Here is a 25,218-nt window from a genome sequence, read left to right as displayed (position 1 = left end):
TATGCCTTCTTCAAGGAGAAAGGGGGAAGTTGATGGCTACAACAGTAAGAGAAATGCGTATGATGTTTACCGCTCAAGCTAAAGGGATTAGAGCGGCTATGAAAAAGGTTGACTCAGACATAAAAGCATTTGCAAAAAGTACCGTCGGTGCAGATAAATCGATGGCAGGAACAAATAAGTCCATTAGGACATTTGAAAGACAGATAAAACGCGCAGATGGTACAACAGTTAAAATGACTGGTCGTATAAACCGTCTAGCAAGAGGGATGAAAAATGCCGAAGGGCAGACTCTTAAATTAGGGAATCGGATGACAGACGTCTCTGATTCTACTGGAAGAGTAGCGAGTGGAGTTAGTAACTTAACTCGAATCACATCGAGAAATATTCCTAGAGTAGTGCGGGCAACGGACACTCTCAAGAAATCCATTGACGGTACCGCAAAATCAATACCGGCTGTTAAAAAGGGTTTAGATGAAACAACAAGAACATCAGGTGTTGCATCACGGGAATTTCAGCGCTTTTCCACTAATACAACCAGAGGTATTCAAAGTATAAGCGGAGCCGCTCTATCACTTAATAACCGTTTAGCGGATGTAGGTGTAGGCACAGGCGAGATGTCAAGGCAATTCGGAAACGCTCAAAGGCGAATGACGCAAAGTATGCAAAGCTTTTCTTCTAATGCACAGTCAGGCTTACGATCAGTCAGTGGTGCGTCTCTTGCTTTAGAAAACCGATTAACCAATGTAGGTATCGGAACAGGATTACTTTCAAGACAGTTTAGCGGGATGCAACAGCAAGTTACGCAAGGGATGGGACAAGCTGTTAAGAGTACGGATCAGGCTACAAGTGCAGTCGGTAGGTTTAGGAGAGGGCTATCTAATGTATTGGGTGGCGCAAGAAAACAACTTACTGACTTTAACAATGGATTGGTTAGTGTTTCAACTAATGCAGCTAGAACAGGTTCTACAGTCGCAAACGTTGTTCGAAATTCTATAATAACCCCTTTTAGAGAAGCTACTAACGTTGTAAAGGGATATGCAGCGGTATTAGGATTGTTAAGTGCTGGCTCTATGGCTGGAACTGGAATGAAACGTCTTTCAGCAATTGAGAATGCAAACGTATCTTTAGAAGTAATGATGGGCAACGCAGAGGATGCAAGTGCATTTTTAGATGATGTACTAGATTTCGCTAGAACCACACCTTTTGCATTTCCTGATTTAGCAGAAACGGCTAGAAACTTAGTTGCTTTTGGTATGGACGAGAATAAAGTTATCCCTACAATGCAAGCAATCGGTGATGCGGCTGCAGGTTCAGGTAAAGGAGCAGAAGGTCTTAATCAGATTGCAAGCGCATTTGGTGATATGCAAGTTTCCGGTACGCTCAGTATGGATCAAATAAACAGGTTAGCGTCTGCTGGGGTTCCTGCTCTTAAGATATTGGCAAATCAAACGAATAAAAGCGTAGATGAAATGAAAAAAGAAATTTCATCTGGCTCCATGTCTTCAGTAGAAGCGATAGATGATCTAGTTGAGGGCATGCAGAATGGTACCGATGGCGTTGCTGGAGCTACCGCAAGCATGGGTGGCTTAATGGAACGAATGAAAGACACATGGGTTGGTTCTGTTGATTCAATGAAATCGTCCATATCTTCCAATATGGCAAATTTAATGGAACCGATTAAACCGGGTTTGCAATCATTTATGAGTTGGTTTGGAAATTCATTTGGTAATATGACTAATTTAATTATGGATTCATTTCGCATGATGAAACCCGCAGCAAAACCACTCAACGACACTTTTCAAGACATAGGTACATTTTTGTCTGGTGATTTTTTGAAGGTGTTAAAAGATGTTGGACAGGCTTTAAAACCAATAGCTAGCATAGTCGGCATGACATTAGTGGCGGCTTTTTCGGCTTTGGCAATTGCGCTGAAAGAAGTTATAGGACCGTTAACTAGTGCCATGGCAGATACGAAATTATTTGCACCACTACTAGCTGGTTTAATAACATATTTAGTCGCAAGTAGAGTGGCTTTCGTAGCTCTAACTGTTGCAAAAAAAGCCAATAGTGCCGCAATCGCCATTAATACAGCGCTTCTAAAAGCGAATCGCGCTTATTGGTTAGCATTTTCTAAAAGTGGAAAAGGAGTTCGTGGTGTTTTAGTTGGGATGACAGCCGGAATGCGAGCGCTGAACTTAACAATGCTTAAAAACCCATATGTGATTATTGCTGTTTTATTGGCATCTTTAGCAGCTATTTTCTATACTGCATACCAACGTTCTGAAACATTCCGAGCTGCAGTTGATCGCGTTTTTGAAAGTATTAAGGTCGCGGCGTCTGCCGTTGGAGATTGGCTCGGGACAGCAGGCACAGCAATACTTACGTTCTTTTCAGATTTTGGTAAAGCCTCGGCTGAATGGTTTAAAGACAGCTTCCTTGTAGGGTTGAGTAACGGTTTTGAGAGCGTTAAAGGGTTTTTCAGAGGCGTAGGTCAAGGATTTGCGAATGTTTTCGGTGAAGGCATGAGAGACCGTGTTTCATCGATATTTAGTGGATTCACAGATTCATTAAAAGCGGGTTTTAGTAGCGTGGGTGGAGCACTATCAATGGTCGCTCCAGCTATTGCGGGATTTGGAACAAGGCTGTTAGGTCTGACTGGACCTGTTGGAATCATAATTGGGATTATTGTTAGTTTAATCTCTACTTTCTATCGTTTGTATCAAACGAATGAGGGTTTCAGAGAGGGCATACAGTCAGCTTGGAACGGAATAAGAGACACAATTTCATCGGTTATGACAGCATTGAAGCCGATTTTCGATGCTTTTAGAAATGCTTTCAATGATGTTTTATCTGAGTTAATGCCTGAGTTGAATAAAACAAAAGATACGATCCAAGACAGTTTCGGATCATTAAAACCAGTTTTTGAGGAGTTAGGAAACTCATTCAAAAGTATAGGCGATGTCTTTAGCGAAGTAGTTGAGATTGTTTCTACGACAGTAAGTACCTTAATTCCATTAGTCATTCCAATTATAAAACAACTCTTCTCTACATGGTTAGAGATCCAACAGACTGTTATCAAAGCAATCATGACAATTGTATCGCTTGTATTGCCGTTGTTTCTTGATGCCGTAAAAAAGATTTTTACACAGATCTTTAGTTTTGTTCTAAAAGTTATTCCGATTATCTCTAGTATTATTGAGACAGTCGGACAAGTGATAAAGATAATCGCGACAATTATAATTCCGACTTTACTAAGCGTAGTTCAGAAGCTTTTCCCTGTGATATTAGCAGTTGTTGAGAAAGTAATTACAACAGTAGTAACTGTTTTGACAGTGTTAATTAAAGTGGTTCTCTCAATCATTCAATCTGTTTTACCTGCACTCTTATCAATAGTACAGAAGGTATTTCCAATTATAAGAGTCGCTATTTTGGTTGCAGCAAAGATGATTGAAAAAGCCTTAAATGTAGTTGTATGGGTCATTAATAAAGTGTTGGTACCGGCAATCGAATACATCCTTAAGGTTGTTCAAATTATTTTTCCTATTATCGTTGGTGTGATCGAAGGTGCTCTTAAAATAATCATTGGTATCATTGATTTCTTTGTTGCTCTTTTTACAGGTAATTGGAAAGGGCTATGGGATTCAATCAAGACTATATTGAGTGGCGCGTGGACAATAATTAGATCCATTCTTAAAGGTGCTCTCGATATGGTGTTATTGAACGTGAAAACGTCGTTCAATGCCATAAAAGCCATAACATCTACTGTTTTTAATGCGGTATGGCGTTTTATTAAAGCGGTGTGGAATACAATTGCTTCGTTTGTTGTTAATACCGTTAAATCGGTTTTTAACACTTTTAAACAAGGCTGGACGAACATTTTCAACACCACAAAGTCAATTTTTAACGCAGTTCGAAACTTTATTACGTCATTGTTTAATAACGTCTTTAACTTTTTAAGAGGTTTAGTATTGAAGATTTTCAATACAGTCAAACAAGGTTGGATCAATATATTCAATAACACTAAATCCATCTTCAATTCCGTATTTGCGTTTCTTAAAAACATATGGCAACTGGTCTTTAATACGATTAGAAATGCTGTTATTAACATATACAACCGTATTAGAACGACATTTAATAACGCGAAAAATATCATATCTTCAATATTCAATACCGTATTTTCATTCATTAAAGGCATCTGGAAGCGGATTTACGACGGTATTAGTAGTCGTGTCACAGACATACGGAATGGGATTCGCGATGGTTTTAATACTGCGAAAGATCGAGTGTCAGGTATTTTGAATGACATGTGGACGAACATCAAGAATAAGTTCACTGATATGGTCAATTTAGCAAAAGGGCTTCCTAAGCGAATTGGTGACGGTATAGGATCGATGGCCAGCAAAGTTATGGATGGTATAAAGAAAGTTAGTAACAACATGTTGGATGGTTTATCAATAGGTGTTAACGGCGTTATTCGTGGCGTGAACTGGGTGCTTGATAAGATCGGAGTAAGCACTAGATTGCCAGAATGGAAGCCGAACTATGCGAGTGCGTCAGGTGGAGGCAATAGAGGACGTCAGCTAAACAACAGCGAAATTCCGCAATATGCTAAAGGTACAGGTGGGCACCCTGGCGGTCTTGCGATGGTCGGTGATGGCGGTATGGAGGAATTGATTCAGTTTCCAAATGGACGGCTGGCGATGTCTCCTGACTCAGATACCTTAGTCAACATGCCAAGAGGTACCGCTGTCATGAGTGGTCCCGATACGAAAAGCTTCTTAGGTTCCCTGCCTCATTACAACAATGGCGTTGGTAAATTTGTATCCGGTGCGATTGATTGGACAAAGGACATGGGTGGACGTGCTGTAGGCGCTGTGAAAAACGGTGTTGGTGCCCTAAAAGACAAAGCAATGGACGTATGGGACTGGATGGCAGGAGGTGCTAAGAACCTCATGAATAAAGTATTAGATACTATGGGCGTTGTCGCTCCTAGCTTCCCTGGTGGCATGGGTGAGATGTCAAAAGGGGCTTTTGGTTATGCCAAGAATAAGGTCATTGATTATGTGAAAGGCTTACTGCCTGACTTTAGCGCAGGTGGCGGAGGCAATGGTCCGGGTTGGCCGTCTCCATTTAGAAAGTCATCTTCCTTTAACCCGGCTAGGCGTCATCCTATCACGGGTAGAATACAACCGCACAATGGTGATGACTGGGCGGCGCCAAGTGGTACGCCAATGCCTTCACAATCCGCTGGTCGAGTCACAAAAAGCGGATGGGGTACAGGATACGGAAACGTCATCTATGTACAGTCAGGTGGCGGCTTAGAATATCGATATGCCCACAACAGCCGTAACCTCGTATCTGTTGGTGATATCGTCAGACCGGGGCAAACGATTGGTCTTGTAGGTTCAACTGGTGACAGCACAGGGCCACACGTACACTACGAAGTGCGACGAAATGGCAGACCGCTCAACCCTTCTGGCTTTGCGGATGGCGGTATTGTAGACATGGCTCAGTTAGCTTGGATTGCAGAAGGTGGATGGGCAGAGTCGGTTATCTCTCACGATCCAGCGAAACGCGTAAGACAAAAAGCAATCTGGAAAGAGACGGGTGATAACCTTGGCTTCACAGACAATGACAGCAAAGTGGTTAGCTTGCTGCAACAGCTTAATCAGTTAGTTGGACAAGGCTTTGAAGGGATGCCTGATGAGCTTGTCTTAAACGTGGATAGCAGATCATTAGCGAGGTCTATCGTTAAGCCAATCAACCAACTGCAAGCAGATATGGCTATGAATAAAAGCATTATGAAGGGAGGGGGAAGGCGATGATTGTTACAGTAGAAAGGCTAGATGGCACAAAATATGTGCTGGATGAGGAACTAGGGTTGATATGCTCTGATTTCATCATAGACTCTCCCTCCCCGGTAACAGAAACCTCTACAAGACCGGGTGTAGATGGTTATGCCGATCTAGGCACAACATACGAAGGGCGTACGCTGTACGCTCGCTTTTACTTAACCGGCGTTAATAACTATCATTATGCAATGCTACGCTCGCAGGTGTTTCGAATTTTCGATAGCCGAGAGGAATTTATTGTTTATACAAGCGAAGAATCACGAAAGAGGTGGCGTGTGAAATGCGCTGCTTCTTTTTCTGTTAATCGGATTGCGGGACCTGTTGGGGAATTTGAGGTACCGTTCATATCGAAAAGCCCCTATGCTGAGTCTCTAGGTACGCTTAGAAACGACTTTACCTTTCGTGAGGATGTATGGGCATTCGGGCAGAATATACCGCTTGGTGTGCCTCTCTCGTACGAATTTACGCAACGACGATTTAGCGTATGGAACCTGGGTGACACAGATGTGGATGGACGTCATGATTACCTACGCATTTATTACAAAGGCGCAAGCAACAACCTCACGATTACGAATCGGACAACTGGCGAAGTATGGCGGTACAACGGAACAAGCAATAAAAATGACACCATTGTCTTAGATGGTGTTTTTTCGCGTAAAAACGGATCTTCGATTTTTGGACAAACAAACCGTAATGTCATGACGTTAGCGGTAGGAGAAAACATATTTGAAATAACGGGAACAAGCGGAGCTTTTACGATTGAATTCGACCTCCGCTTTTTGTATTTCTAGGAGGGATTACATGTCAGGTATTAACGATCAGGTAGGCCCACGGCTTTATCAAACACTTGAAGATATAACAGGATTGCATAAGGAGTCAAAAGAAGCGCGTGAGCGATCACAAAAGGCGGTAAACACCGCCAATGATTCCAAGTGGCAATCTGAAATGACGAAAGAACAGCTAAAAAAAGCAACTGAAACTGGAACGCCGATTGAAGAGGTCGGAGCAGCTAAAGTAAATACCGTTACCGGTGAAACGTATGATTGGTATCCTGATCGATTAGATGGTGACTATAGAGCAGTTACCGGACAGTTGGCACAAGCAGGTGAGGAAATTAATAGGGCTAAGACGGATAGAAGAGGTGCAAATTATAGCACTCTTGGGGAAAGGTTAAACGATCAACAGACAGTTTTACCTCTTCATGGTCGTGGCATGTTCCATTTAATCGCACATAGAGGGTGCACCATTGGAACACCTGAGAACACTATCTTCTCGCTTAGTAGGTTGCGGAATTTCGTTAAAGGTGTAGAGATTGATGTTCAATTAACTTCTGACGGGGTGCCAGTGTTGATGCACGATTTTTCTGTTAACCGAACCACAACTGGTAGTGGAATGGTTGCTGATATGACTTATAACCAAATTAAGTTATTAGATGCAGGCATTAAGACGAATCCTAATGCAGCTAAAGTTCATGTTCCTAGTCTAGAAGCATATTTAAAAGCCTGCCGAACCTTCAACATTCGTATGGTCTTAATAGATCCAAAAGGTACAATGAACGAACGATACAACAAAGCCGTTCAACAAGCTATTTTTAAAGCGAACATGCAAGATCGTGTCGTTGTTCTATGCAGGTCAATATCCGATATGGATCAATTTAGACAGGTTGAAAAACAAATGAATGTAGGTTTTCTTGGAACAGATTCAACGAATATTGAAGAAAGACTTAATTGTTTAAAAAGGAATAAAGGCGTGTTGTCTTTTATTTCTCCGGGACAATTAAATAATAATATTGAAACGGTGAAGATCTTACAAGCAAATGATATCTTGGCTGGTGGTTCAATCGAAAACGCACCTCAAACGGTTGAGAATCATATCATTTCGAACGGACTAAGCATGGTTCTATCTGATGCTGTGAATTCTTTGTCCCATTTAGTGGAGGTGCGTTCTTATGGGTAATTTGATTAAAAGCGGATCTTTTGATTCGATGCGATCGGATGGCGCTCAAATCGGTTCTTTAGTCTATCTAGACGCTGATAAAACGAAAATCAGAATTTCAAAAGGTCAAGTAGTTGGACAAAAATGTATGACGTATTACTTCCCTTCCATCACCCATGGCTCAGTTTACCGAGTACATGTACTCGCAAGAAAATACAGCGGTGCACCGAGAGTATGGTTCGAATTCTTTGATATTAACACTAACCGAATATTAAATACGAATCCAAACTGGGATTATGTAGAGATAGACGATAGTGAAGATCTACGTTTATATACATTAAGGGTCACGCCTGACCATCCAGCGATTAAAGTGTTGGCACTTAAATTTGGATTCTTTAATAGTCCTACATTAGGTGGCGAAGCAGAGTTTCACGAACCTTTTGTTACTGTTGAATCGTCTAATTATGACGGAAAGATGCTTGAATCCCAAGTTATCGCAATGGGTATCGTTGGTTATGACGCAGGGAGAGATGAGTGGGGCGCAGTCAGACTAAGTGCGAATAGTTATAGGAGTGTCACACATGGCATTGAGAGTATGTCATGGGACAAGGAGACAAAGCTATTCACAATAAGGTATAAACATGCCAATGTGTTTAGGGACGAAGACAGCCCTACGCCAATTGGTACTGCTTATACAAGAGGAAAAATTTATTACGGATCTGTTCCAAGTCGTTTACTAATTCCTATTTTGCACTCCACAGGGACGCATGAGTGTGTTTATTGGTTTGCAGATAAGGACGGTATAGCAGCAGATCCACAAGAATTAGGAGAAAATGCGTTTATTTCATTAGAAGTCAAACAATAGGAGGAGCTATCATGCCATTTTTAATGGATGTAACAATTACAGAGTTTGGTAAAGAACTTGAGTTTAGCAATGCGTTTCATGAGGTTTCCCGGATAACCGCAACCCATTCTTCAACCAATTGCACGCTAGAAATATACGAGGATTCGTCAAAACGGAATTTCTTAGGGAATCGCTTTTTTACGTTCCCGACTGACATGCGTTTTAATGCGCCACAATCGTTTCAACAGTCTTATAATTACATTTTGGGATTAGATGAATTTGCTGAAGCTATATTGGTTTCAGAAATTATATAGCGATATTGAGTATTTAGACCTACGACATGTATTTTTATTAGAAGTCGCTTTCTGATATCTTTAAAAAAGGAGGCGAAAACATGGACAAATTATCAATTTTAGACAATGCGACAGATTCATTTCAACATGGTATACATCATTTATATGAGTATGTTAATAGTGGTAATGAGATTACAGACATTAAACAAGCAATAGTAAATCTTATTAACAGCATAGACTTATTCGTTTTAGAACGACTTAGAATGAAAGACGAAGATGCTATTTATGCTAAGCAAAAAAATAAAAGCAATGATTCAAGTTACCGAGCAACAATTCACGTTGGAACTGCATTTAAAATGTTAGAAGAAGATTTGAGTTCTAAATTGACTGAAGAAGAAGAATCCGCATATAAAATTTTGAAAATCTTGAGGGATTCAGCAATACACACAGAGTTTGCCTATGGTGAAGATAGTGACGAGAATGTGATTTTCTTATTGCATTTTATAGCTAGGTTTATTGATGAAGAGTTGGATATTACAATAGAGGATCTACTAATCTCTGCAGATTATGAATTTTACTTAGAGCTTATCGAAGGTCACAATTATCATGATGTGGTTACAAATAGAATTGAACAAGCTAGAAAGCAAGATATTTTGAGAGAGATTTACTCTATGGAATATGAAAGAATAAAAGATGGAGGTCCGGACGCGGTTTTAGAATTCCCTTGTGATGATTGTGGAGAATTTACGGTGGCGGCCAACGAACTCTTAGGTGGTGAGCAAGGTGAATGTCTATTATGTCATTACAATCATTCTGTAGCTAAATGTGATAAATGCGAGTACATTATGAATTTTGACAACGAAGGACGAGAAATGTTTGAAGATGTGTACTTTTGCGATTCTTGTTTTGATCATTTTAATAGACAATAGGACGCTACTGTCTGGTAGATGTCGTTTTATATTGTTGAAGGATTCCCCCTTCTTTTGTCGTATAATGGAAGATGAAAGAGGGGGATAATGTTGGCAAATGACGTTTTATTTGAACTAGAGAAAATTTCTTTTTTTCAAGAAATAAAGAAAAAAGCAAAAGAGCGAAACTTTATTGTCGAAGTGTCAGATTGTAGTCATAAAATTGATATTGCACTGGCTTCTCACTATGTTGATTACGCGCAAAAAATTATATCTATTGAAGTCCCTTTTAACAATGTTGAATTAAATGCTTTATTTGTTCACGAACTTATACATGCAGAACTTTTTTTAAAAGGATTTCCGCGCATTCTTAGATATCCAGATATAGAGATTCCGGAAAGTCTAGACTACTGCGCTACGATGATTGAGAATATGGCTCATCACTATTATCTTTACCCAAGATTACAAGAGTTAGGTTTTAGACATTCTTACGCAAACGAATCATGGATTACAGATAAGGTTTTCGGTTCTCAAGGCGAATATATAATTGATCGTGCGCTCAATATATTAGAGTGCGACTACAGAGAGCTAGGACTCCCTCCAGATGTAGAAAAATTCTTAAAGAACAGAGCAGATTATTCACTTTATAGAAGGTTTAAGAGGTTATACAAAGGCTCAGATACACCAAGGTTGATGAGGACAAACATATTATCAATTATCAGGGAAATTAGTAATTTTAATAAAAGGGACAACAGGAATAATGAAATTAATAACAAATCTTTCAGAGATACGTTTGATAATTATTTCTATATACCTGTTAAACTGAATGATCAAGAAAAGAAATTACAAGCAAATAAATTGTTTAAGATCACACGTGAAGTTGATCAAAAACATCATAGATTAAGACTTCTGACAAACAACGAAGTAGTAAAATTATTAAATGGGGATATCTATTCTAAAGATCAAGCTCGAAACTTTCTAGACAACAGCTCCGCTGGTGAAATATATAGTGTATGATTTAAAGATTTTTCTAAACTTTAGCATTCCTATTAAGGAATGCTCTATCTTTGAAAGGAGGTCCCATGAAAAAAACTGATCCAATTATTATCCAAACTATGTCCGGTGTGTTTGAACCACTCACAGGCACCTTTGCAGAGGTAGCAAGAGAGACCGACGATGGCGAGAAATTTTTCTCATTCAGCATCCAAAAGGACGAGAGAAACGCTCACCTGTTTGATCTCCTCTTACCAAAAGAAGCAATCATATTCGAGAACGAGCGCTATGTCATTGATCCCTATGATCATGATCCGCTTGGAACCACCGTTGTAAAGTCCATAGAGGCGCGTCATGAGATATTTGATATCTTAAAGGCTGAGTATCAAACAACCGAAACAACCGGTGCCTTACGCATCAGGAGTGCGCTTGATCTTGCTTTAGCAAACACAGGTGTCGCATATACCTTTGTTGGTGCAGATCTGCCTAGTGAAGACTTTGAAAACTTCGGCCGTGCTTCGGCGCTAGAAATGATGCAACAGATTATGGATCGTTTCGGTGTGCATTACCGTATAAACGGTAGACATCTAACCATAGCTGTTGAAATTGCGCGCTATACCGATGGTCAATTCCGCCATGGTCACAACCTTAAATCGATTCGTGAGCATCAAGACGGATCTGACATCATTACTTACATCGAGGGTTGGGGGCGGATGAACGAGGAGACTGACCAACCGATCGTTAAGACGATATACGAGTCTGAACACAGTGGGCGCTATACCGATCATGAAACTGGGAAGAAACGCTTGTATAAAGCATTCTTTCAGGATGACCGCTTTACCACTCAAGCTGGTATCGATGCAGAGGCGGCACGTAAAGCAAGTGGACTGCCGCACTATCACTTAGAAGTGGAATACGAGGAGTTAGTGGAGAATGGTCTTAAGCTACATGACTTTCAATTAGGGGACTATATTTGGGCCATACATGAAAAGATGCAGCTCGATATTCAAGCGAAGATCATTTCCGTCGAGCGTTACCCATATGAAAACAGAAGTCCCGTTGTCGAACTGGGCTCTTTTCGTCGTGACATCACAGACAAAATCAATGGTCTTGAACAGAATAACAAACGCATCGATGTGTTGAATGCATCTGTTGCGGTCGCTAGACAAGAGTCAATCAACGCTAATGAAGTAGCAAAGGCTGCTCAACAAGCAGTTAGCGGAAACAGTCAAAGCTTAACCACTCATATGAATGATAACTTTAGGCATTTTTCAGAAGCAGACAGACAGAAATTAGAGTTTGGAAGCGAAGAGAGTGCTGCATGGGCATTGAATCAAGCTAGGGATTATACAGATGCTGAAATTTTAAGGCAAAAAGGCTTTACTGATGATCAAATCGAGGAAGTGTACAACATTATCAACCCTTTGCTTGAAAGAGTTCAGAGCATAGAGGAGCGGTTAGATAAATTAGAAGTACCGCCAGAAGATTAATAGGGACCGCGCACACGGTCCCCGACCACCTACCGAGGTATAGGTGGTGAATAAACGAAGAGCTTAATCTTATGCACGAAATGACTCTAGCATACTTAATATATAATTTAATTTTTTCCTAATTAAAGTTTTAACAAAATCATAAATGATAATGAGTAAATACAATATTGAGATTGAGATTGCGGAATTTATTAAACCATTAAATACATTATTAACGCCTTCTTCCGTTAAATTTGAGATATCAATAAACCCAAACGCTATGGCAAATAGACCAATGAATATAGCTATAAAAGGAAAAATTGCCGGTGAGGAAGGTGAGTAATCCTCTAGTTTTGCTTTAATGTGAGCAATACATGCTTCAAGTGATACTTGATCCTTAATGAAAAAATTTTTAACTTCATTTTGGTCTGATATTAAGTCCCGATGTAATTTCGTAAGTGATTTTAGAGTATAATCACTAATTGATAAAATGGGTTTTTGATCTTCCATTTTTAATTCTATCTTAAATTCTGTAATATTAAAATTCACTTCAAACCACCCCCTTATCTTATATCGGGTAATTGTCGAGTGTCATCAATAAAAGATTTTGGTTATGCCAAAATAAACTAATCTATTGTTATTAACTAAGGAGGTGAGTCATGAGGAATGACTTGAAAAACCTAGACGCTTTAATTTTGTACTTCGCGCTAACTTTAACAGCTAGGGGCATCTGGTTAGTAATCGTATCAAATGAACGCTTTCTCGCATCAGAAACATATCGGTTAATGAATGGTCTAATCCCTCAGTGGGGTTGGGCTATTTTAAGTTTAGCAGGAGCCTTACTTTTGTTTCTGGCTATGACGATTAAATGGCACCGCTATATTTGGCTAGTAGTTGGTGGATTGTTAGCAGCATTTATCTATTTGCTACTGGCCTTAGCCACGTGGGATGCGTCTAGCGTATCAATACTGACGTTTATACATGTTATAAGCGCGATTTTTTGTTTATCTATTGCATGGATGGGAGGAGACGACTGGTGGAAAATGAGAAAATCAGCGCGGAGATTAGAGAATTTGTCCGAAAAGAGGATTCAAAAATAAACAAACGCCTTGATGATTTCAACACCATGTTTATCCGGCAATCCCATGAGAACCAAATAGCAATGCTTGAGGTATCAAATGCTCTAGGGGGGCTTACAAAAGCCATTGACGGTATGGTGGAACAGACAGGCAAGAGAGAGAAATATGTGGATGGAAAGCTAGAAGAGCAGGATATCGCTTTGAAGGAGCACGAAAAAGCAGTTGCCGACCTACAGGACACTCGCAAAGATCGGCATGAACGTAATCGAAACATGTATAAATTAATATTGTCGTTGCTTGGAAACACAGCCTTTATAGGCTTTTTATTTTGGCTTTTAAGCAAAGGTAGCTGGTCACCGTTTTAACCCTCGTTGTGAGACTCAACGGGGGATTTTTAATGAGGAGATGATTTGAATGGATAAAGGAACAAAGGTACGGACAACTGTCTTGTTTTTAGCGTTAATCAATCAGTTTTTGGTATCAGCAGGCTTAAACCCTGTACCCGGTAGTGAGGAGCTATGGGGTGAAATGATTGCATGGGGTATTACTGCAGCTGTTGCTGTGTGGACATGGTTTAGAAACAACTATGTGACATGGAGAGGCAAAAGACAAAAGCAAGAGTTAGTTAAAGCCGGACTAGCGAAGGGAGATAAATAAGATGACAAAAATTGATGATATCCGTAGTCAAACTCAAAGAACAAATGGAACAAGAAAACTATCGGCTGTAACCCATATCGTAAGACACCACTCAGGAACCACAACAGGGAATATCTTGACGTTCTGGCGTTATTGGAACGGTACGCGAGGATGGGGAACGGGTGGTTATCATGAAATTATTCTCCGTGATGGCACTGTCCAGCTTTGTTATGATCCAAACGAGATTACAAACGGTGTAGGTGGAGCAAATAACTATTGCTACCATATTTGTGTAGTAGGTAATGGATCGTTTACAGAGGCGCAAGAAAAAGCATGGGACGAGCGTGTGGCTTACAATATGGATCGTCTTAACATCAGTGTCGATAATGTGAAAGGTCATAGAGAAATGCCAAATGCTTCTACGACTTGCCCGGGAATTAGCATGGATGCTGTTCGTAATCGGATTAAAGGAGCGGTTGAGAAACCTGCAAGTAAACCTTCTAAGCCGTCGATTGGCAAAAAGTCCATATCCCAAATGGCGGACGAAGTAATCGCTCAAAAGCATGGTAACGGGCACGATAACCGTCGTAAATCATTAGGTATCAGTGCAGCCGAGTATGAGAAGGTTCGCGCGGAAGTTAACCGGAAATCAGGTCTAGGATCATCAAAGCCAGCACCGGCCAAGCCTAAAAAGAGCATTGCTCAAATGGCTACGGAAGTCATCAACAATCAACATGGCAATGGTCATGATAACCGTAGACGTTCGCTAGGTATTTCACAGGCTGAATATGAAAAAGTGCGCGCTGAGGTTAACCGTCGTGCAGGTGGCGGAACAAAGAGTCCTGCTAAATCCATTGACCAGATGGCTAGAGAGGTGATAGCAGGTAAGCATGGAAATGGTCTGAGGCGCGTAGGAAGTCATTAGGCATCTCACAGGCGCAGTATAATCAGGTGAGAGCGAGAGTTAACCAGTTAGCGTAATTATGATATACTCACCTAATAACATGTAGGGTGTGCGTTCGCGTGCGACGCGCATGCAATCCTGTTAAAGGTGAGGCATGTGCAAAAAGACCTTTACTCTTTGGAGTAAGGGTTTAATTTATTTTAGGGGTATCGCAATCGCAGATGAGGGAGAGTAAGTTGGCATAAACAAAAAAGCCCCGACTCGGGGCTTATCTAAATTAAAGAGGCTAATTATGAGCTAACTTTACACTCATTAATTTTCCTCAAGACATGTTTTATTTGTTGTTGCCTATCGAAAATTACAGTTATTTCTCCAAATTCATCCATTTGAATAAGTTGAACCTTCTCATCTTCATCAAAAGTATAATAAGTTGTCACAAAATCATCGTCGTCGTAAAAATTAACAACAATTTCAAAACCACGCATTGTTGTTTTTTTTAGAACATCAAGATAACCCTCATCATTCTTAAGCGAGAATAACTCGTTAGGTGTAACAGGATTCAGGTAAGTTGTTTCCCACAAAATTTTACGCAAAGTTTCAATCATTTATATTCCTCCTTAAGATTTTCTATCAAAAATTTCAAGTGCTTAACTATTCTTCCAAGTTCTTCTTGGGCGTGCATATAATCAGATAGCTTCCATTGGCCTCTTGAACCAAATTTGGCATACAAAACATCATTTAAATAAACTGATATAATGCCTGCGTTGTCAAGTTTCGGTTTATTGATAGTTGCTTTAAAACGCTTATTAACTTTGAGGTCTTTTAAGCAATTATCCTCTTTATTTAGTTGAAATTCAACCAATAGTTCTGCTGGTATATTAAATTGAACATCATCAGAAAATTGTTTTCTTAATGTCTCTCTATATTTTTTCGGATTTTTCAATAGTGGATTAAAAGCAACAGGACTATATTCTTGCTCTGCCATCTCTTTTAAGGAAGCGTCAGATTTATGAGGGAAAATCGCCTTGAGCTGTTCAGCCTTAATCCTTATATCTTCAAGGTAATTTTCATAATCTTTGGCTGCAAGGGTCTGTTCATAAAATTCTTCATCCGTCAATAAAGTTCCTTCTGTTAAAACTTCACCAATTTGATTATCTTTAGGTTGTGTCTTGATTTTTCTAAGTAATCTCTCTTCTTCTCGATCGTTTTCTTTTACTTTATCAATTATAGAAGAGTACTCATGCTCTTTTTGGTATTCACTCCAAAGACTATCAAGACCAAGATCTCTATGAGCGACAACAGATCCAATGTCATCAATAGGTCTAACAGGGTTTTCAACTTTACGAAGTATTCTACCGATAAATTGAGAGTAGGGAGCAAGACTTTTGTATGGTCTAAAAATAGCGGCTACTGAAAGAAAAGGATGATCGTAGCCCTCGCCAAGCATGGCTACATGTATGACTACATCAGCTTGATGAGATTCAACTTTTCTTAACGCTTCTTGTTTGTCCTTTTTGGAGAGTTTACTATGAATTACTACTGTTCGCATACCTGCATCATTATAAAGTTGTTCAACCTTTCCAGAGTGAAAAATACTGCAACAAACAGCTATAATTTTGTGAGGAATCTCACTGTTAAACGTTCGCTTCTTTAATTCTGAAATGCTTGAGTCAACTATTTGTTTATTGCAACCATTAGATAAAGCTACACTTCTTCTAATAAAGTCCTCATCCTTAATTCCTTCCTCTCTTAGTTCTTTAATGGTGTATGTTTTTGATTCGTCACCATCAATTGTAAGATAAACTGTTTCTGGTTTAAGAACAAAATTTTTTAATGTTTTAACAATACCTTCTCTCATAGCGTAACCCAGACGTACATTTACAACCATTTTTCCTTCTATTTCTTTTCTGTCAGATCGGAAAGGAGTTCCAGTGACTTTGAGTACTTTAGCATCGGAAAAGTAGTTTAAAGCATCGGTCCAACTTTTTGCTGGGGAATGATGAGCTTCATCAATAATAATCATATCGAAGAAATCACTATCGACTTTGTTAATTAATGAGTTTTTTCCTTGACTTACTTTGTGTATGTTTAATATAACAATGTTGCTGTTTATTAATTCTTCTTCGTTGGTTTCTTTATCGTATTCGGTAACTACAGGGAGGGACCTCGCATCATTGAAAACTCCTCTCTTTAACCAGAAATTATCTGGTGATGAAGGGTCTAATGATTCTAACACATGATCTTTTATTACCAATTGAGGAGTAATTATCAAAACCCTTCCTTTCGATACACCAAAAGGAGCAATTGCCATTAAACCTGTCTTACCTGATCCAGTTGGAAGAACTGCAACGGCGTGTTCTTTTGACTGGTTAATTAGAAAATGTTCGCATAAGTCAGTATATGCTTTTAGTTGAATACTTCTTAGCTGTTCCTCATTGTCCAAAATATTAGCGTTACTAGTGATAAAGTAATTGTTTGTATCCATCATTGTTACCCCCATAAAATTTTCATCAAAACAATTGTATAAGACATATGCCAATAGTTGTATTAATTCGACAAAAACAGACAATAACTTTTTTCTCTTAATAAATTGAATGGGTAATTAGGGCAAATCAAAAACCCCGCTTCTCAGCGAGGTCTCAAAGGGGCTTTACTTACGATAAAGTCATAGGGTTAATTACATGAACCTGCTTGGGGCGGCAGGGAAACTCATATGTAATTAGGGGAATTATATTTAATTGAGCAAGTACATAAACAATTAAACTTAACTTGAAAGATTTATTTTATAAAGAAAAAGAGCCTATCAAGTAGGCCCTTAAATCTTAGAAAAAATAAATATAGTTTTGTGTCAACTTAATCACATAATTTTAGAATAAATTATAATTTATTCCAAAAAAGTAGTTTAATAGATTATGTGAAGGGTAGCTAGGGACTATATAGTTTTTTATTTTTTCTTATTTTCTTGTTTTTCATTTACATATTCGTTGATTTTATCACTAAGATTTGAGGCATCAATTCCTCTTTGCACTGCTTTTTCAATGACTATATAAAGTAAAAGCAAGAAAACTAACGTTGAAATAATGAAAACTATAATGTTAATTTTAAGCACCTCCAAAGGTCTGATTAACAAATTATAATAAAAAACTGGGAGGAATTACAATTATGAAGAAACTTTTTTCTGTAACACCATTAATAGCTGTGTCGTTTTTACTTTACAGTGGTACTGTTCAAGCTTCTGAGTTTGAAAATAACGAAGGTGTTTTAATATCTGAAGAAGAGTTTAATAATTTGAAAGAGATAGGATTTTCTGAGTTACAAATACAAAATATGTCTCAAGAGTTATTTGATGATAACAAGGATAAAGAATTGGTCTCTGAAACCTCTTCTACAAAGTATATTGAGATGACATATGACACAGTAGGTGACAACCTTGCAACAAGACAAGACTTTCATAATTCACCATCCCAAAAAGAATTAACAGCCGATGAGTATTACGAGCGATTAAATGCCCCTGAATCGTTTAATACCGACACCACATCTACAGCTTATAGAACTCTTACTACAAGCATTCAGACATTCACAGATGATACTCGTTTGAGGAGTGAATTTGAGTGGGATCAAATGCCAGTCACTAGAAGTATGGATGTTCTCTCAACTAGTATTGACAGTACATTCTCACCAGTAAGCGGTTCAGGTTATGGTCAACAATTGTATACAGGTTATAACAACAACACGGGCGAGTTACTTACACAAAACCAAGAATATAATTCAAGCAGCTCTAATTGGATTCACCAATCTCAAGGTTATGCATTAAAAATGAATTTATTTAACGATCCGGGTGGTGCTAATGCATTAGAGGTTTCAGGTTATCAATATTACGAAATAACAACTAATTCAGACGTCACTCCAACCTTAGTTAATGCCTATGGAAATTATGCTCATGCTGATGTTGAAGTAAACCTTAATTATTCTGTAGATCTATCTTTTGGCGGTCCAGGGCTCAGTTTTTCTTTAGAAGAAAGTAGCAATTTTAGTGAGATGACTACTCATGCACAAATGGACTACTAAGCTGTCTATAAGAGTTAGTTGGAAGCACAATTTAGTTGAATTATGTTTATGTCTAAGAGCCTATTTAAATAGGCTCTTAGTAAATTTATACATCTAATCCCTTCGATTCACAATTCTTTTTTGCGGTCATTGAGCAGGTTTTGTAGTTCGACTATATCTTCCTCAGTCGCTTGTTTCTTTACAAAGTTGCGAGCAGTGGAGCGGTTCCGCAAGTAACGGGCGCGCTCTCGATTCTGCTCTTGCCATTTCTTATTAGCCTCTGTCTGTTTACTCATCTCGATCCCTCCTTGGATACTTAAAGAATAAAATCATCCTAACAATGTGTATTACAACAATTATTGCAAAGAAGACCATTATCGCAATATCGTAAGCGTCAGGATTATCAAAATTAACCCACGGGTAAATCAAAAAACCGAGCAGTATTAGCATGAAGATATTAAAGTAACCGAGTCTTTTCAGCATAGAAATTAGTGGATGTGATATACTTTGATAGTAGAGGGGCACTAACCCCTCTGGTTATCACTGGCGACGTTTCTTCTTTGCGGGAGTGCGTCGCTTTTTCTTATCCTTCTTGATCTCGTCTAGGTCTTTCAATCCGCTTGTTACAGCTTTGAAAGCCGTTGCGACAACTCCGAGAAGAATAATGACCTTTTCTACATCCACTACCTCACCTCCTTACTTATATTATACTATCGATAGTATAATGAGTCAAGACTTTTCAGACATTAAAAATGTTTTTCTGTGATTTTTTTGAATTAATTTTTATCATATAAACATCCTAATACAAAGGATGTGCGTGGATGATTTATCCAAAGATCACAAGAAAAATTAATTAATCAAAAATAATTGATTTAACTGTTTAAGTGTGTTATCTTTTTATTAATCAATAAAAGTTGATTTAAGGAAGGTGACTTTTATGAATGCAATCACAAGTAGGTTAACGCCAGATCAACTAACGACATACGAAAAACAATTCAAAGCTTTAGCTGATACGAAAAGGTTACATTTATTAAATTTATTAAGTGTTCAAGGAGAGATGTGCGTTTGTGATTTAACAGAGGAATTAAGCATGCCTCAATCTAAACTATCGTACCACTTAAAAATAATGACCGACGCAAAAATTTTACTGAAAGAAACAAGAGGCACATGGAGCTATTACCGCATTAATAGTGAACATGTGGATTCTATCCTCTCAGAGCAACTATGTTGTATTTTAAAACCGTCTAAGTAGCGGTTTTAATTTATATATAATTAATCAAAAAAAGTTGATGAAAGAGAGCGTGAAGATGATGAATGTACACATTGGTTTAAATGTAAAAAACTTAGAAGAAAGCAAGGAGTTTTATCGAAGGTTTCTCAGTATCACCCCTGCTAAAGAAAAAGATGGTTACGTGAAGTTTTTGACCACGGAACCTAATCTTAACCTGACGTTAACGCAAGTAGATGAAGTACAAGGCAATATTATTAATCATTTAGGTGTTCAAGTTAATTCAAAAGAGGAAGTGTTAATGCATAAGGAACGATTAGAAAAAGAAGGTTTTTTCGCAAGAGAAGAAATGAATACAAATTGTTGTTATGCCATTCAAGACAAGTTTTGGGTAACTGATCCTGATGGGAATGAATGGGAGTACTTCTATACAAAACAAGATCTAAACACAGAGGACAGTACAGTTTGCTGTGTAAGCTAATGTAACTTAAATAAACATACTGCTAATTAGAGACTACCGTTAAGGGTAGTCTCTTTTCTTATCAATCATTTTAATGAGAGGTCTTTAATAAGAGTTTCTTTATTAGATTAAAAACTAAGTAAAACACTACTGATGAAACAAGTGACAGCAAAACAAATTCCACGATTACAAAGCCCCATCTATCACCCGCATTTACAATAGAAGCCCCTAAACCCATTCGTATTCCAGTGGTAAGTGCACCTAAAAACAAAGCAAAAGAAAAAGTACTCATGATTTTTATGACTGTCACTTTAGACACTCCTTATGAATAACCATATTTAATTAGCCATTTAATACCCCTTAGATTGATTCACCAAACTCTTTAAAGATAAAGCCACCAATTAGGCGGCTTTTATTTTTGTTCATTTAGTTGTTGTCTTCGCTCATCAAGTAGCTTTCCTAATTCCATTCCTCGTTTGTATTCGTTTTATTAGATCCGTGTGCGGCAGCGTGAAGGGATTGAGTTGGCTAAGAAAGAAGGGAAATTTAAAGATCGGTTAAAGAAGTTTTTATAGAGGCTAACTTTTTAGTTCACTAATAGGATGGATTATTTCGAGCTAGTAAAACAATTATCGAAATTTAAATAGTTTAAAATGTAATGTTGACATTACATTTAGAAAATCATATCATTAGTATGTAATGTATACGTTACATTTTAGAAAGGATGTAATTCATGAAGCATGGGGTACGAAATTCAGTTAAAGAATTTAGGAAAGAAAAGGGCTTAACACAGGACCAATTAGCTGAAAGTATCTCTGTTACAAGACAAACGATTATAGCGATTGAAAAACAGCGTTACGAACCATCTATTGGTACTGCTATTAAATTAGCAACTGTTTTAGAATGTCAGCTTGAAAAATTATTTTGGATTGAAGGAGAAGAATAAAATGAATGTATCGTATCGAACAAATTTTATTTTGCGTATGTGTATTCCACTGTTTTTGTTTATTAGTTATTTCTTCATTTCGTATTCTAAATTAACATTAATCATTGCTATTTTAGCAACAATTCAATTGATAATATTTGGTCTAGATATTAATAGAAAAGGTAATTGGACTAAGGTGAATCTTCAGCATGACCAACGTACACGGGGTAATGCCTTATTTGCAGGAAATCTTACTTTTTGGTTTACCATTCTCGTTTTACTTATTGGCACGTTGCTAATTCAAAACTCTATAATTTCAATCGCATATCCGAAGTTTATTGGTTTCTTGATCTTAATTAGCTTGATTTTAAGATGGATAATTCGAGACTATTTAAATAATCAGGAAGAAACCGAGGATTAAAAATGAAAAAAGTCTATTTGAGAGAGTTTGAGAGTTACAAAGAAGATTACCAAAAAAGTTTCCTATGGACATTTGTACTTTCAATTATTATTACTATCGTTTGTTTCTTATTGTCTTTTTCTATGGCCGATTTTTTCATAAAACAAACAGAAGTGATTGCTGAAAGTATAGCTAACAATATGGCTGAAATGTCTGGCAAAGAAATAAGTGAACTATCAAATATACAAACCGTTCTTCTCATTTTTTGGAACAATCTTAAAGTAGGTACAATTACAATATTATTAGGACTAATACCTTTTTATCGATTATCCTCCTTTTTTACATTTTTACAATTTAGTGTTATTGGTGTGGTGTTTGGCGGACTATCTGCAATGGGACAAAATGTGATAAACGCATTTATTTATAGTTTTTTACCCCATGCCATCTTTGAGCTTACAGCACTTGTTTATTGTGTAGTAATAGGAAACTTTATAAATAAAAATATATTGACGAAAGTATTTTTTCGTAAAAGGAAAGATTCTGAACCAATATGGAAATTATTAAAGCAATCTTTAAGAAGTTACATATTCGCTGTAATTCCATTATTGTTCATGGCAGCTTTTATAGAAGGGTTTATTACTTCTCGATTATCGGAAATCTTTTTATAATAAATCGTCAAAAATATTTCATAACATAATGGAAAGTCCAAATTCTCTATTTTAATTTGCAGAGAATATGGGCTTTTTAATAATGGAAATTCCTTAGCGTTGTCAATCCGCATTTTCCTAACGGTACCCCAGAGGGGAGAATGATCATTTAGGAGGTTATCTATGAGAAGAGAATTTGAAGCATTTGCTTATCTATGGTCCATTCACGATGCCATTATTGATCGGTATCCTAACGCCAGTAGTCACTATGGTAACTACAATCAAGTTGTTAATTACGCACTCTACAACTATGGTTTTGCCTTCACTAAGCAACAAAAAAGAGACCTACAACACTCGGTCTCCATACGCAACGACATTTGTCATTTCCGTCACATAAGCTACAACGACTTAGTAACACTCAAGCGCTTATCCTCATCGCTTATACCCGCTAAAATTTCTTCCCACAGTCGATCCTCATCTAGATCCTCTAAACGCTGCTCCAATGCTTCTTCAAAAGGACATTTACTCACCTAGTTTGCCCATGTAAAATAACAAATTTCTTTTTATGTCTTTTTTTAGCGTTGATCTCGTTCCACCTACCATGCCTGTGCGTCCTTTACACCAGTACTGCCAATTTAAATACAGATTATCTACTTGGCTTGGTTGATCTTCGACTTTTATGTTTTCTTGTTTAAAGTAGTGCCGCTTAGCAAATTGGTCATCTGCAATTAGTTTAAGTATCTGCTGGTGTAAATCAGGTGAGCGGTCATATATGTTGTGTAGGTACTCTCTCGTTAGTCGATTAATAATGTATGATCGAATACTTACCTCTGGCCGTTCATCGACTGTAAGTGAATCCCAACCGTCAAAAGAAGTTTCTGGTAGTTCCATTTCAATCATCCTTTCTTAGTTGCTTTATTATATGCGAATGAACGTTCGTGTACAACAAGAAAAAAGAACCAATTAAGGTTCTAAGTTAGATTTAATCGAGAAACTTGATCATCATTATAGTCGTTATGTCTTATTAAAATAATTACTATTAGGATTCACCGATTAAAGATATAGGTTATAAGTAGGAGATTAAATTAATATAAAAAGTTGGGGTTCAACTAGTCAATGTGTCTCAAAAACGCTTATTAAAGGATTTCATGGAATCAAGGTATTTTAACTTTGTTTTTTTTATAATCATTTTTATATAAGATTAATGAATTTCCTACTTGGGAAATAGGTTTAAAATCAGGGAAAATAGATTACTTGTTAACTAAAAGAAGTATTGATGTATCAACATACTGTTAAAAAACTAGAGTTGATGCAAGTTTTCTTTCCCAACCTAGCATGTATATCAATTAAAAATCGCTTATGATACGCTTTTAATAGATATAAAAAAACTATTAATTTAGTTTATAAACTATATTTTATAGGAGATGGTTGAATGAAGCGCGCTGTAGTAATACCAGAAATTAAGTATCCCTTTCCAGGTGCAATTAGCAAACATGCAAAAGAGGCAAATTTAATTACATATAACTGGTCAGTTAGCCAAAAAATTTTAGATCCTCTTAGATTAAAGAATTATGATAAGCAAAAAGTGGGTTATTTAGCAGCACGAGTACATCCAACTGGTGATTTAGAAGATATTGTATTGACTTCTGATTTTAGTTTATTATTCAGTATGCTAGATGATTATAGCGACAAAGTGAAAAACGAGATGGAGTTTAAACTTTACATTGAAGAGCTTCTATCAATCTTTCAAAGGGGGTATACTAACAGTAATGATACCTTACTAAGCGCATGGTCAGATTGGTGGAGAAGGTTAAAAAAAGTAACTATTGCTACTTGGAGAGAAAGATTTATCTTTGATGCGACTAAGTGCTTTTATACAATGATTTGGGAAGTTGGCTACCGTGAGAACAATTCTTCTCCTTCATTACAAGAATATAGAATTGAGCGTCAATTCACTGTGAATAATTTGATGTTTGATTTGGCAGAAAAATCAAATCAAAACTATGTACCTAACAAAATTAGAGACGAAAAATTCTATAATACAGTTGAATCCGCTAATAAAATTGTAAACTGGGCAAATGACCTTGTTTCTCTAAATAAAGAACTGGAAGATGGAGATGCTCATAATCTAGTATTAAGAATACAAGTGGAAAATAATTTGACATTAAATCAGGCAATCGATAAAGTGTATCAGATGCATAATGAAGAAATTGTTAACTATACACGATTCGAGCAAGAATTATTGGATACTAACAACGAGTTCCAACATGAACTAAAACATTTTACTTTCGGACTAAGAAATTGTATAACAGGATTTTTAGGTTGGAGTGAAGAATCTTCGAGATATAAAACTTCAAATGTAAAAGAAAAGATAAATTGAAGTAGATTGTATTATCTAAAAATTCAATTCATTAGTGACTTTCCAGACAACAAGCGCCATATAAAAAGAGTCGCCAGTGTACTTACCATATCCCATTGCCCTTATGATGCTTATAGGTGGCGCATTGGCATAAAAAAGAAGCGTCCACATTCGGCGCTTTTTTTTAAAGAGAAGAAACTAGCATTCTTAAGATATTCTACTTTAAATTCAATTTTTTG

Annotated in this window: 27 protein-coding genes and 1 pseudogene; 20 read left to right on the top strand and 8 right to left on the bottom strand. The window is 37.5% G+C overall.

Annotated features, from left to right (window positions below; all coding sequences use genetic code 11):
- Positions 1 to 32 precede the first annotated feature (32 nt).
- From BK583_RS13285 to BK583_RS13250, 8 genes are all read left to right on the top strand, one after another.
- Positions 33 to 5,825, top strand: coding sequence for a peptidoglycan DD-metalloendopeptidase family protein (locus tag BK583_RS13285; RefSeq protein WP_055736403.1), 5,793 nt, complete (start codon positions 33 to 35; stop codon positions 5,823 to 5,825).
- Positions 5,822 to 6,643: a phage tail family protein gene (locus BK583_RS13280; protein ID WP_055736404.1), complete on the top strand. Its 822-nt coding sequence runs from the start codon at positions 5,822 to 5,824 to the stop codon at positions 6,641 to 6,643. The genes BK583_RS13285 and BK583_RS13280 overlap by 4 nt, the downstream gene beginning before the upstream one ends.
- Positions 6,644 to 6,653: 10 nt before the next feature.
- Positions 6,654 to 7,808 (top strand): glycerophosphodiester phosphodiesterase, encoded by a 1,155-nt coding sequence (locus BK583_RS13275; protein ID WP_055736405.1) that lies wholly within the window; start codon positions 6,654 to 6,656, stop codon positions 7,806 to 7,808.
- The gene (locus BK583_RS13270) at positions 7,801 to 8,652 is read left to right on the top strand and encodes a hypothetical protein (protein ID WP_055736406.1); all 852 of its coding nucleotides are present in this window, start codon (positions 7,801 to 7,803) and stop codon (positions 8,650 to 8,652) included. Before BK583_RS13275 ends, BK583_RS13270 begins: the two co-directional genes overlap by 8 nt.
- 11 nt (positions 8,653 to 8,663) lie before the next feature.
- A complete protein-coding gene (locus BK583_RS13265) occupies positions 8,664 to 8,945 on the top strand; it encodes a hypothetical protein (protein ID WP_055736407.1) in 282 nt (93 codons plus the stop codon).
- Between the two features lie 80 nt (positions 8,946 to 9,025).
- The gene (locus BK583_RS13260) at positions 9,026 to 9,853 is read left to right on the top strand and encodes a hypothetical protein (protein ID WP_055736408.1); all 828 of its coding nucleotides are present in this window, start codon (positions 9,026 to 9,028) and stop codon (positions 9,851 to 9,853) included.
- Positions 9,854 to 9,940: 87 nt separating this feature from the next.
- Entirely contained in the window at positions 9,941 to 10,849 is a 909-nt protein-coding gene (locus tag BK583_RS13255) for a hypothetical protein (protein ID WP_055736409.1), read from the top strand.
- A gap of 65 nt (positions 10,850 to 10,914) precedes the next feature.
- Complete coding sequence (locus tag BK583_RS13250; RefSeq protein WP_055736410.1) at positions 10,915 to 12,315, top strand: phage tail protein; 1,401 nt, start codon at positions 10,915 to 10,917, stop codon at positions 12,313 to 12,315.
- Positions 12,316 to 12,384: 69 nt separating this feature from the next.
- Here the strand turns inward: BK583_RS13250 and BK583_RS13245 are convergent, their stop codons facing one another.
- Positions 12,385 to 12,843 (bottom strand): hypothetical protein, encoded by a 459-nt coding sequence (locus BK583_RS13245; protein ID WP_055736411.1) that lies wholly within the window; start codon positions 12,841 to 12,843, stop codon positions 12,385 to 12,387.
- A gap of 110 nt (positions 12,844 to 12,953) precedes the next feature.
- Here BK583_RS13245 and BK583_RS13240 point away from each other — a divergent pair, with 110 nt between their 5' ends.
- Genes BK583_RS13240 through BK583_RS13225 form a run of 4 tightly spaced genes read left to right on the top strand, consistent with a single transcriptional unit; the run spans position 12,954 to position 14,934 of the window.
- Positions 12,954 to 13,394 (top strand): hypothetical protein, encoded by a 441-nt coding sequence (locus BK583_RS13240; RefSeq protein ID WP_055736412.1) that lies wholly within the window; start codon positions 12,954 to 12,956, stop codon positions 13,392 to 13,394.
- On the top strand, positions 13,331 to 13,738 hold the full coding sequence (locus BK583_RS13235) for a hypothetical protein (RefSeq protein WP_055736413.1): 408 nt from the start codon (positions 13,331 to 13,333) through the stop codon (positions 13,736 to 13,738). Before BK583_RS13240 ends, BK583_RS13235 begins: the two co-directional genes overlap by 64 nt.
- 49 nt (positions 13,739 to 13,787) lie before the next feature.
- The gene (locus tag BK583_RS13230; protein WP_055736414.1) at positions 13,788 to 14,030 is read left to right on the top strand and encodes a phage holin; all 243 of its coding nucleotides are present in this window, start codon (positions 13,788 to 13,790) and stop codon (positions 14,028 to 14,030) included.
- A 1-nt stretch (position 14,031) separates the two neighbouring features.
- Positions 14,032 to 14,934, top strand: coding sequence for an N-acetylmuramoyl-L-alanine amidase (locus BK583_RS13225; RefSeq protein WP_055736415.1), 903 nt, complete (start codon positions 14,032 to 14,034; stop codon positions 14,932 to 14,934).
- A gap of 269 nt (positions 14,935 to 15,203) precedes the next feature.
- Here BK583_RS13225 and BK583_RS13220 read toward each other — a convergent pair whose 3' ends face one another.
- Both BK583_RS13220 and BK583_RS13215 read right to left on the bottom strand, forming a co-directional pair.
- Positions 15,204 to 15,518: a hypothetical protein gene (locus tag BK583_RS13220; protein WP_055736416.1), complete on the bottom strand. Its 315-nt coding sequence runs from the start codon at positions 15,516 to 15,518 to the stop codon at positions 15,204 to 15,206.
- On the bottom strand, positions 15,515 to 17,401 hold the full coding sequence (locus tag BK583_RS13215) for a DEAD/DEAH box helicase (RefSeq protein ID WP_245804419.1): 1,887 nt from the start codon (positions 17,399 to 17,401) through the stop codon (positions 15,515 to 15,517). The genes BK583_RS13220 and BK583_RS13215 overlap by 4 nt, the downstream gene beginning before the upstream one ends.
- Before the next feature lie 674 nt (positions 17,402 to 18,075).
- On the opposite strand from BK583_RS13215, the gene BK583_RS13210 reads away from it, so the two are divergent.
- A complete protein-coding gene (locus BK583_RS13210; RefSeq protein ID WP_055737755.1) occupies positions 18,076 to 18,981 on the top strand; it encodes a hypothetical protein in 906 nt (301 codons plus the stop codon).
- Positions 18,982 to 19,088: 107 nt separating this feature from the next.
- Here BK583_RS13210 and BK583_RS20755 read toward each other — a convergent pair whose 3' ends face one another.
- On the bottom strand, positions 19,089 to 19,256 hold the full coding sequence (locus tag BK583_RS20755) for a hypothetical protein (RefSeq protein ID WP_169789542.1): 168 nt from the start codon (positions 19,254 to 19,256) through the stop codon (positions 19,089 to 19,091).
- 244 nt (positions 19,257 to 19,500) lie between these two features.
- Entirely contained in the window at positions 19,501 to 19,644 is a 144-nt protein-coding gene (locus tag BK583_RS20750; RefSeq protein WP_169789541.1) for a hypothetical protein, read from the bottom strand.
- Between the two features lie 253 nt (positions 19,645 to 19,897).
- Between BK583_RS20750 and BK583_RS13200 the strand changes: the two genes are divergently transcribed.
- A complete protein-coding gene (locus BK583_RS13200; RefSeq protein ID WP_055737753.1) occupies positions 19,898 to 20,212 on the top strand; it encodes an ArsR/SmtB family transcription factor in 315 nt (104 codons plus the stop codon).
- A 55-nt stretch (positions 20,213 to 20,267) separates the two neighbouring features.
- Positions 20,268 to 20,669, top strand: a complete 402-nt coding sequence (locus BK583_RS13195) for an ArsI/CadI family heavy metal resistance metalloenzyme (RefSeq protein ID WP_055737752.1) — start codon at positions 20,268 to 20,270, stop codon at positions 20,667 to 20,669.
- A gap of 70 nt (positions 20,670 to 20,739) precedes the next feature.
- On the opposite strand, the gene BK583_RS13190 is transcribed toward BK583_RS13195, so the two are convergent.
- The gene (locus BK583_RS13190) at positions 20,740 to 20,958 is read right to left on the bottom strand and encodes a hypothetical protein (protein ID WP_055737751.1); all 219 of its coding nucleotides are present in this window, start codon (positions 20,956 to 20,958) and stop codon (positions 20,740 to 20,742) included.
- A gap of 184 nt (positions 20,959 to 21,142) precedes the next feature.
- Between BK583_RS13190 and BK583_RS21215 the strand changes: the two are divergent.
- The 4 genes and pseudogenes from BK583_RS21215 to BK583_RS13175 form a co-directional block, all read left to right on the top strand.
- Positions 21,143 to 21,217 (top strand): annotated as a pseudogene (locus tag BK583_RS21215) (recombinase family protein); the annotation flags it as partial.
- A gap of 164 nt (positions 21,218 to 21,381) precedes the next feature.
- Entirely contained in the window at positions 21,382 to 21,594 is a 213-nt protein-coding gene (locus BK583_RS13185; protein ID WP_055737750.1) for a helix-turn-helix transcriptional regulator, read from the top strand.
- 1 nt (position 21,595) lies between these two features.
- A complete protein-coding gene (locus BK583_RS13180) occupies positions 21,596 to 21,994 on the top strand; it encodes a hypothetical protein (RefSeq protein ID WP_055737749.1) in 399 nt (132 codons plus the stop codon).
- 2 nt (positions 21,995 to 21,996) lie between these two features.
- A complete protein-coding gene (locus BK583_RS13175) occupies positions 21,997 to 22,641 on the top strand; it encodes a stage II sporulation protein M (protein ID WP_055737748.1) in 645 nt (214 codons plus the stop codon).
- 377 nt (positions 22,642 to 23,018) lie between these two features.
- Here the strand turns inward: BK583_RS13175 and BK583_RS21305 are convergent, their stop codons facing one another.
- Together BK583_RS21305 and BK583_RS13170 are read right to left on the bottom strand one after the other, a co-directional pair.
- Positions 23,019 to 23,150: a hypothetical protein gene (locus tag BK583_RS21305; RefSeq protein ID WP_269083187.1), complete on the bottom strand. Its 132-nt coding sequence runs from the start codon at positions 23,148 to 23,150 to the stop codon at positions 23,019 to 23,021.
- Entirely contained in the window at positions 23,143 to 23,511 is a 369-nt protein-coding gene (locus BK583_RS13170; protein ID WP_055737747.1) for a YhjD family protein, read from the bottom strand. The genes BK583_RS21305 and BK583_RS13170 overlap by 8 nt, the downstream gene beginning before the upstream one ends.
- Positions 23,512 to 24,052: 541 nt before the next feature.
- On the opposite strand from BK583_RS13170, the gene BK583_RS13165 reads away from it, so the two are divergent.
- Positions 24,053 to 25,000, top strand: coding sequence for a terpene synthase family protein (locus tag BK583_RS13165; RefSeq protein WP_055736065.1), 948 nt, complete (start codon positions 24,053 to 24,055; stop codon positions 24,998 to 25,000).
- Positions 25,001 to 25,218: the final 218 nt, after the last annotated feature.

Source organism: Shouchella oshimensis (assembly GCF_002019765.1).
Classification (GTDB): Bacteria; Bacillota; Bacilli; order Bacillales; family Bacillaceae_D; genus Shouchella; species Shouchella oshimensis.
Note: the sequence above shows the minus strand (reverse complement) of the source record. Positions and strands in the feature narration are given on the sequence as shown.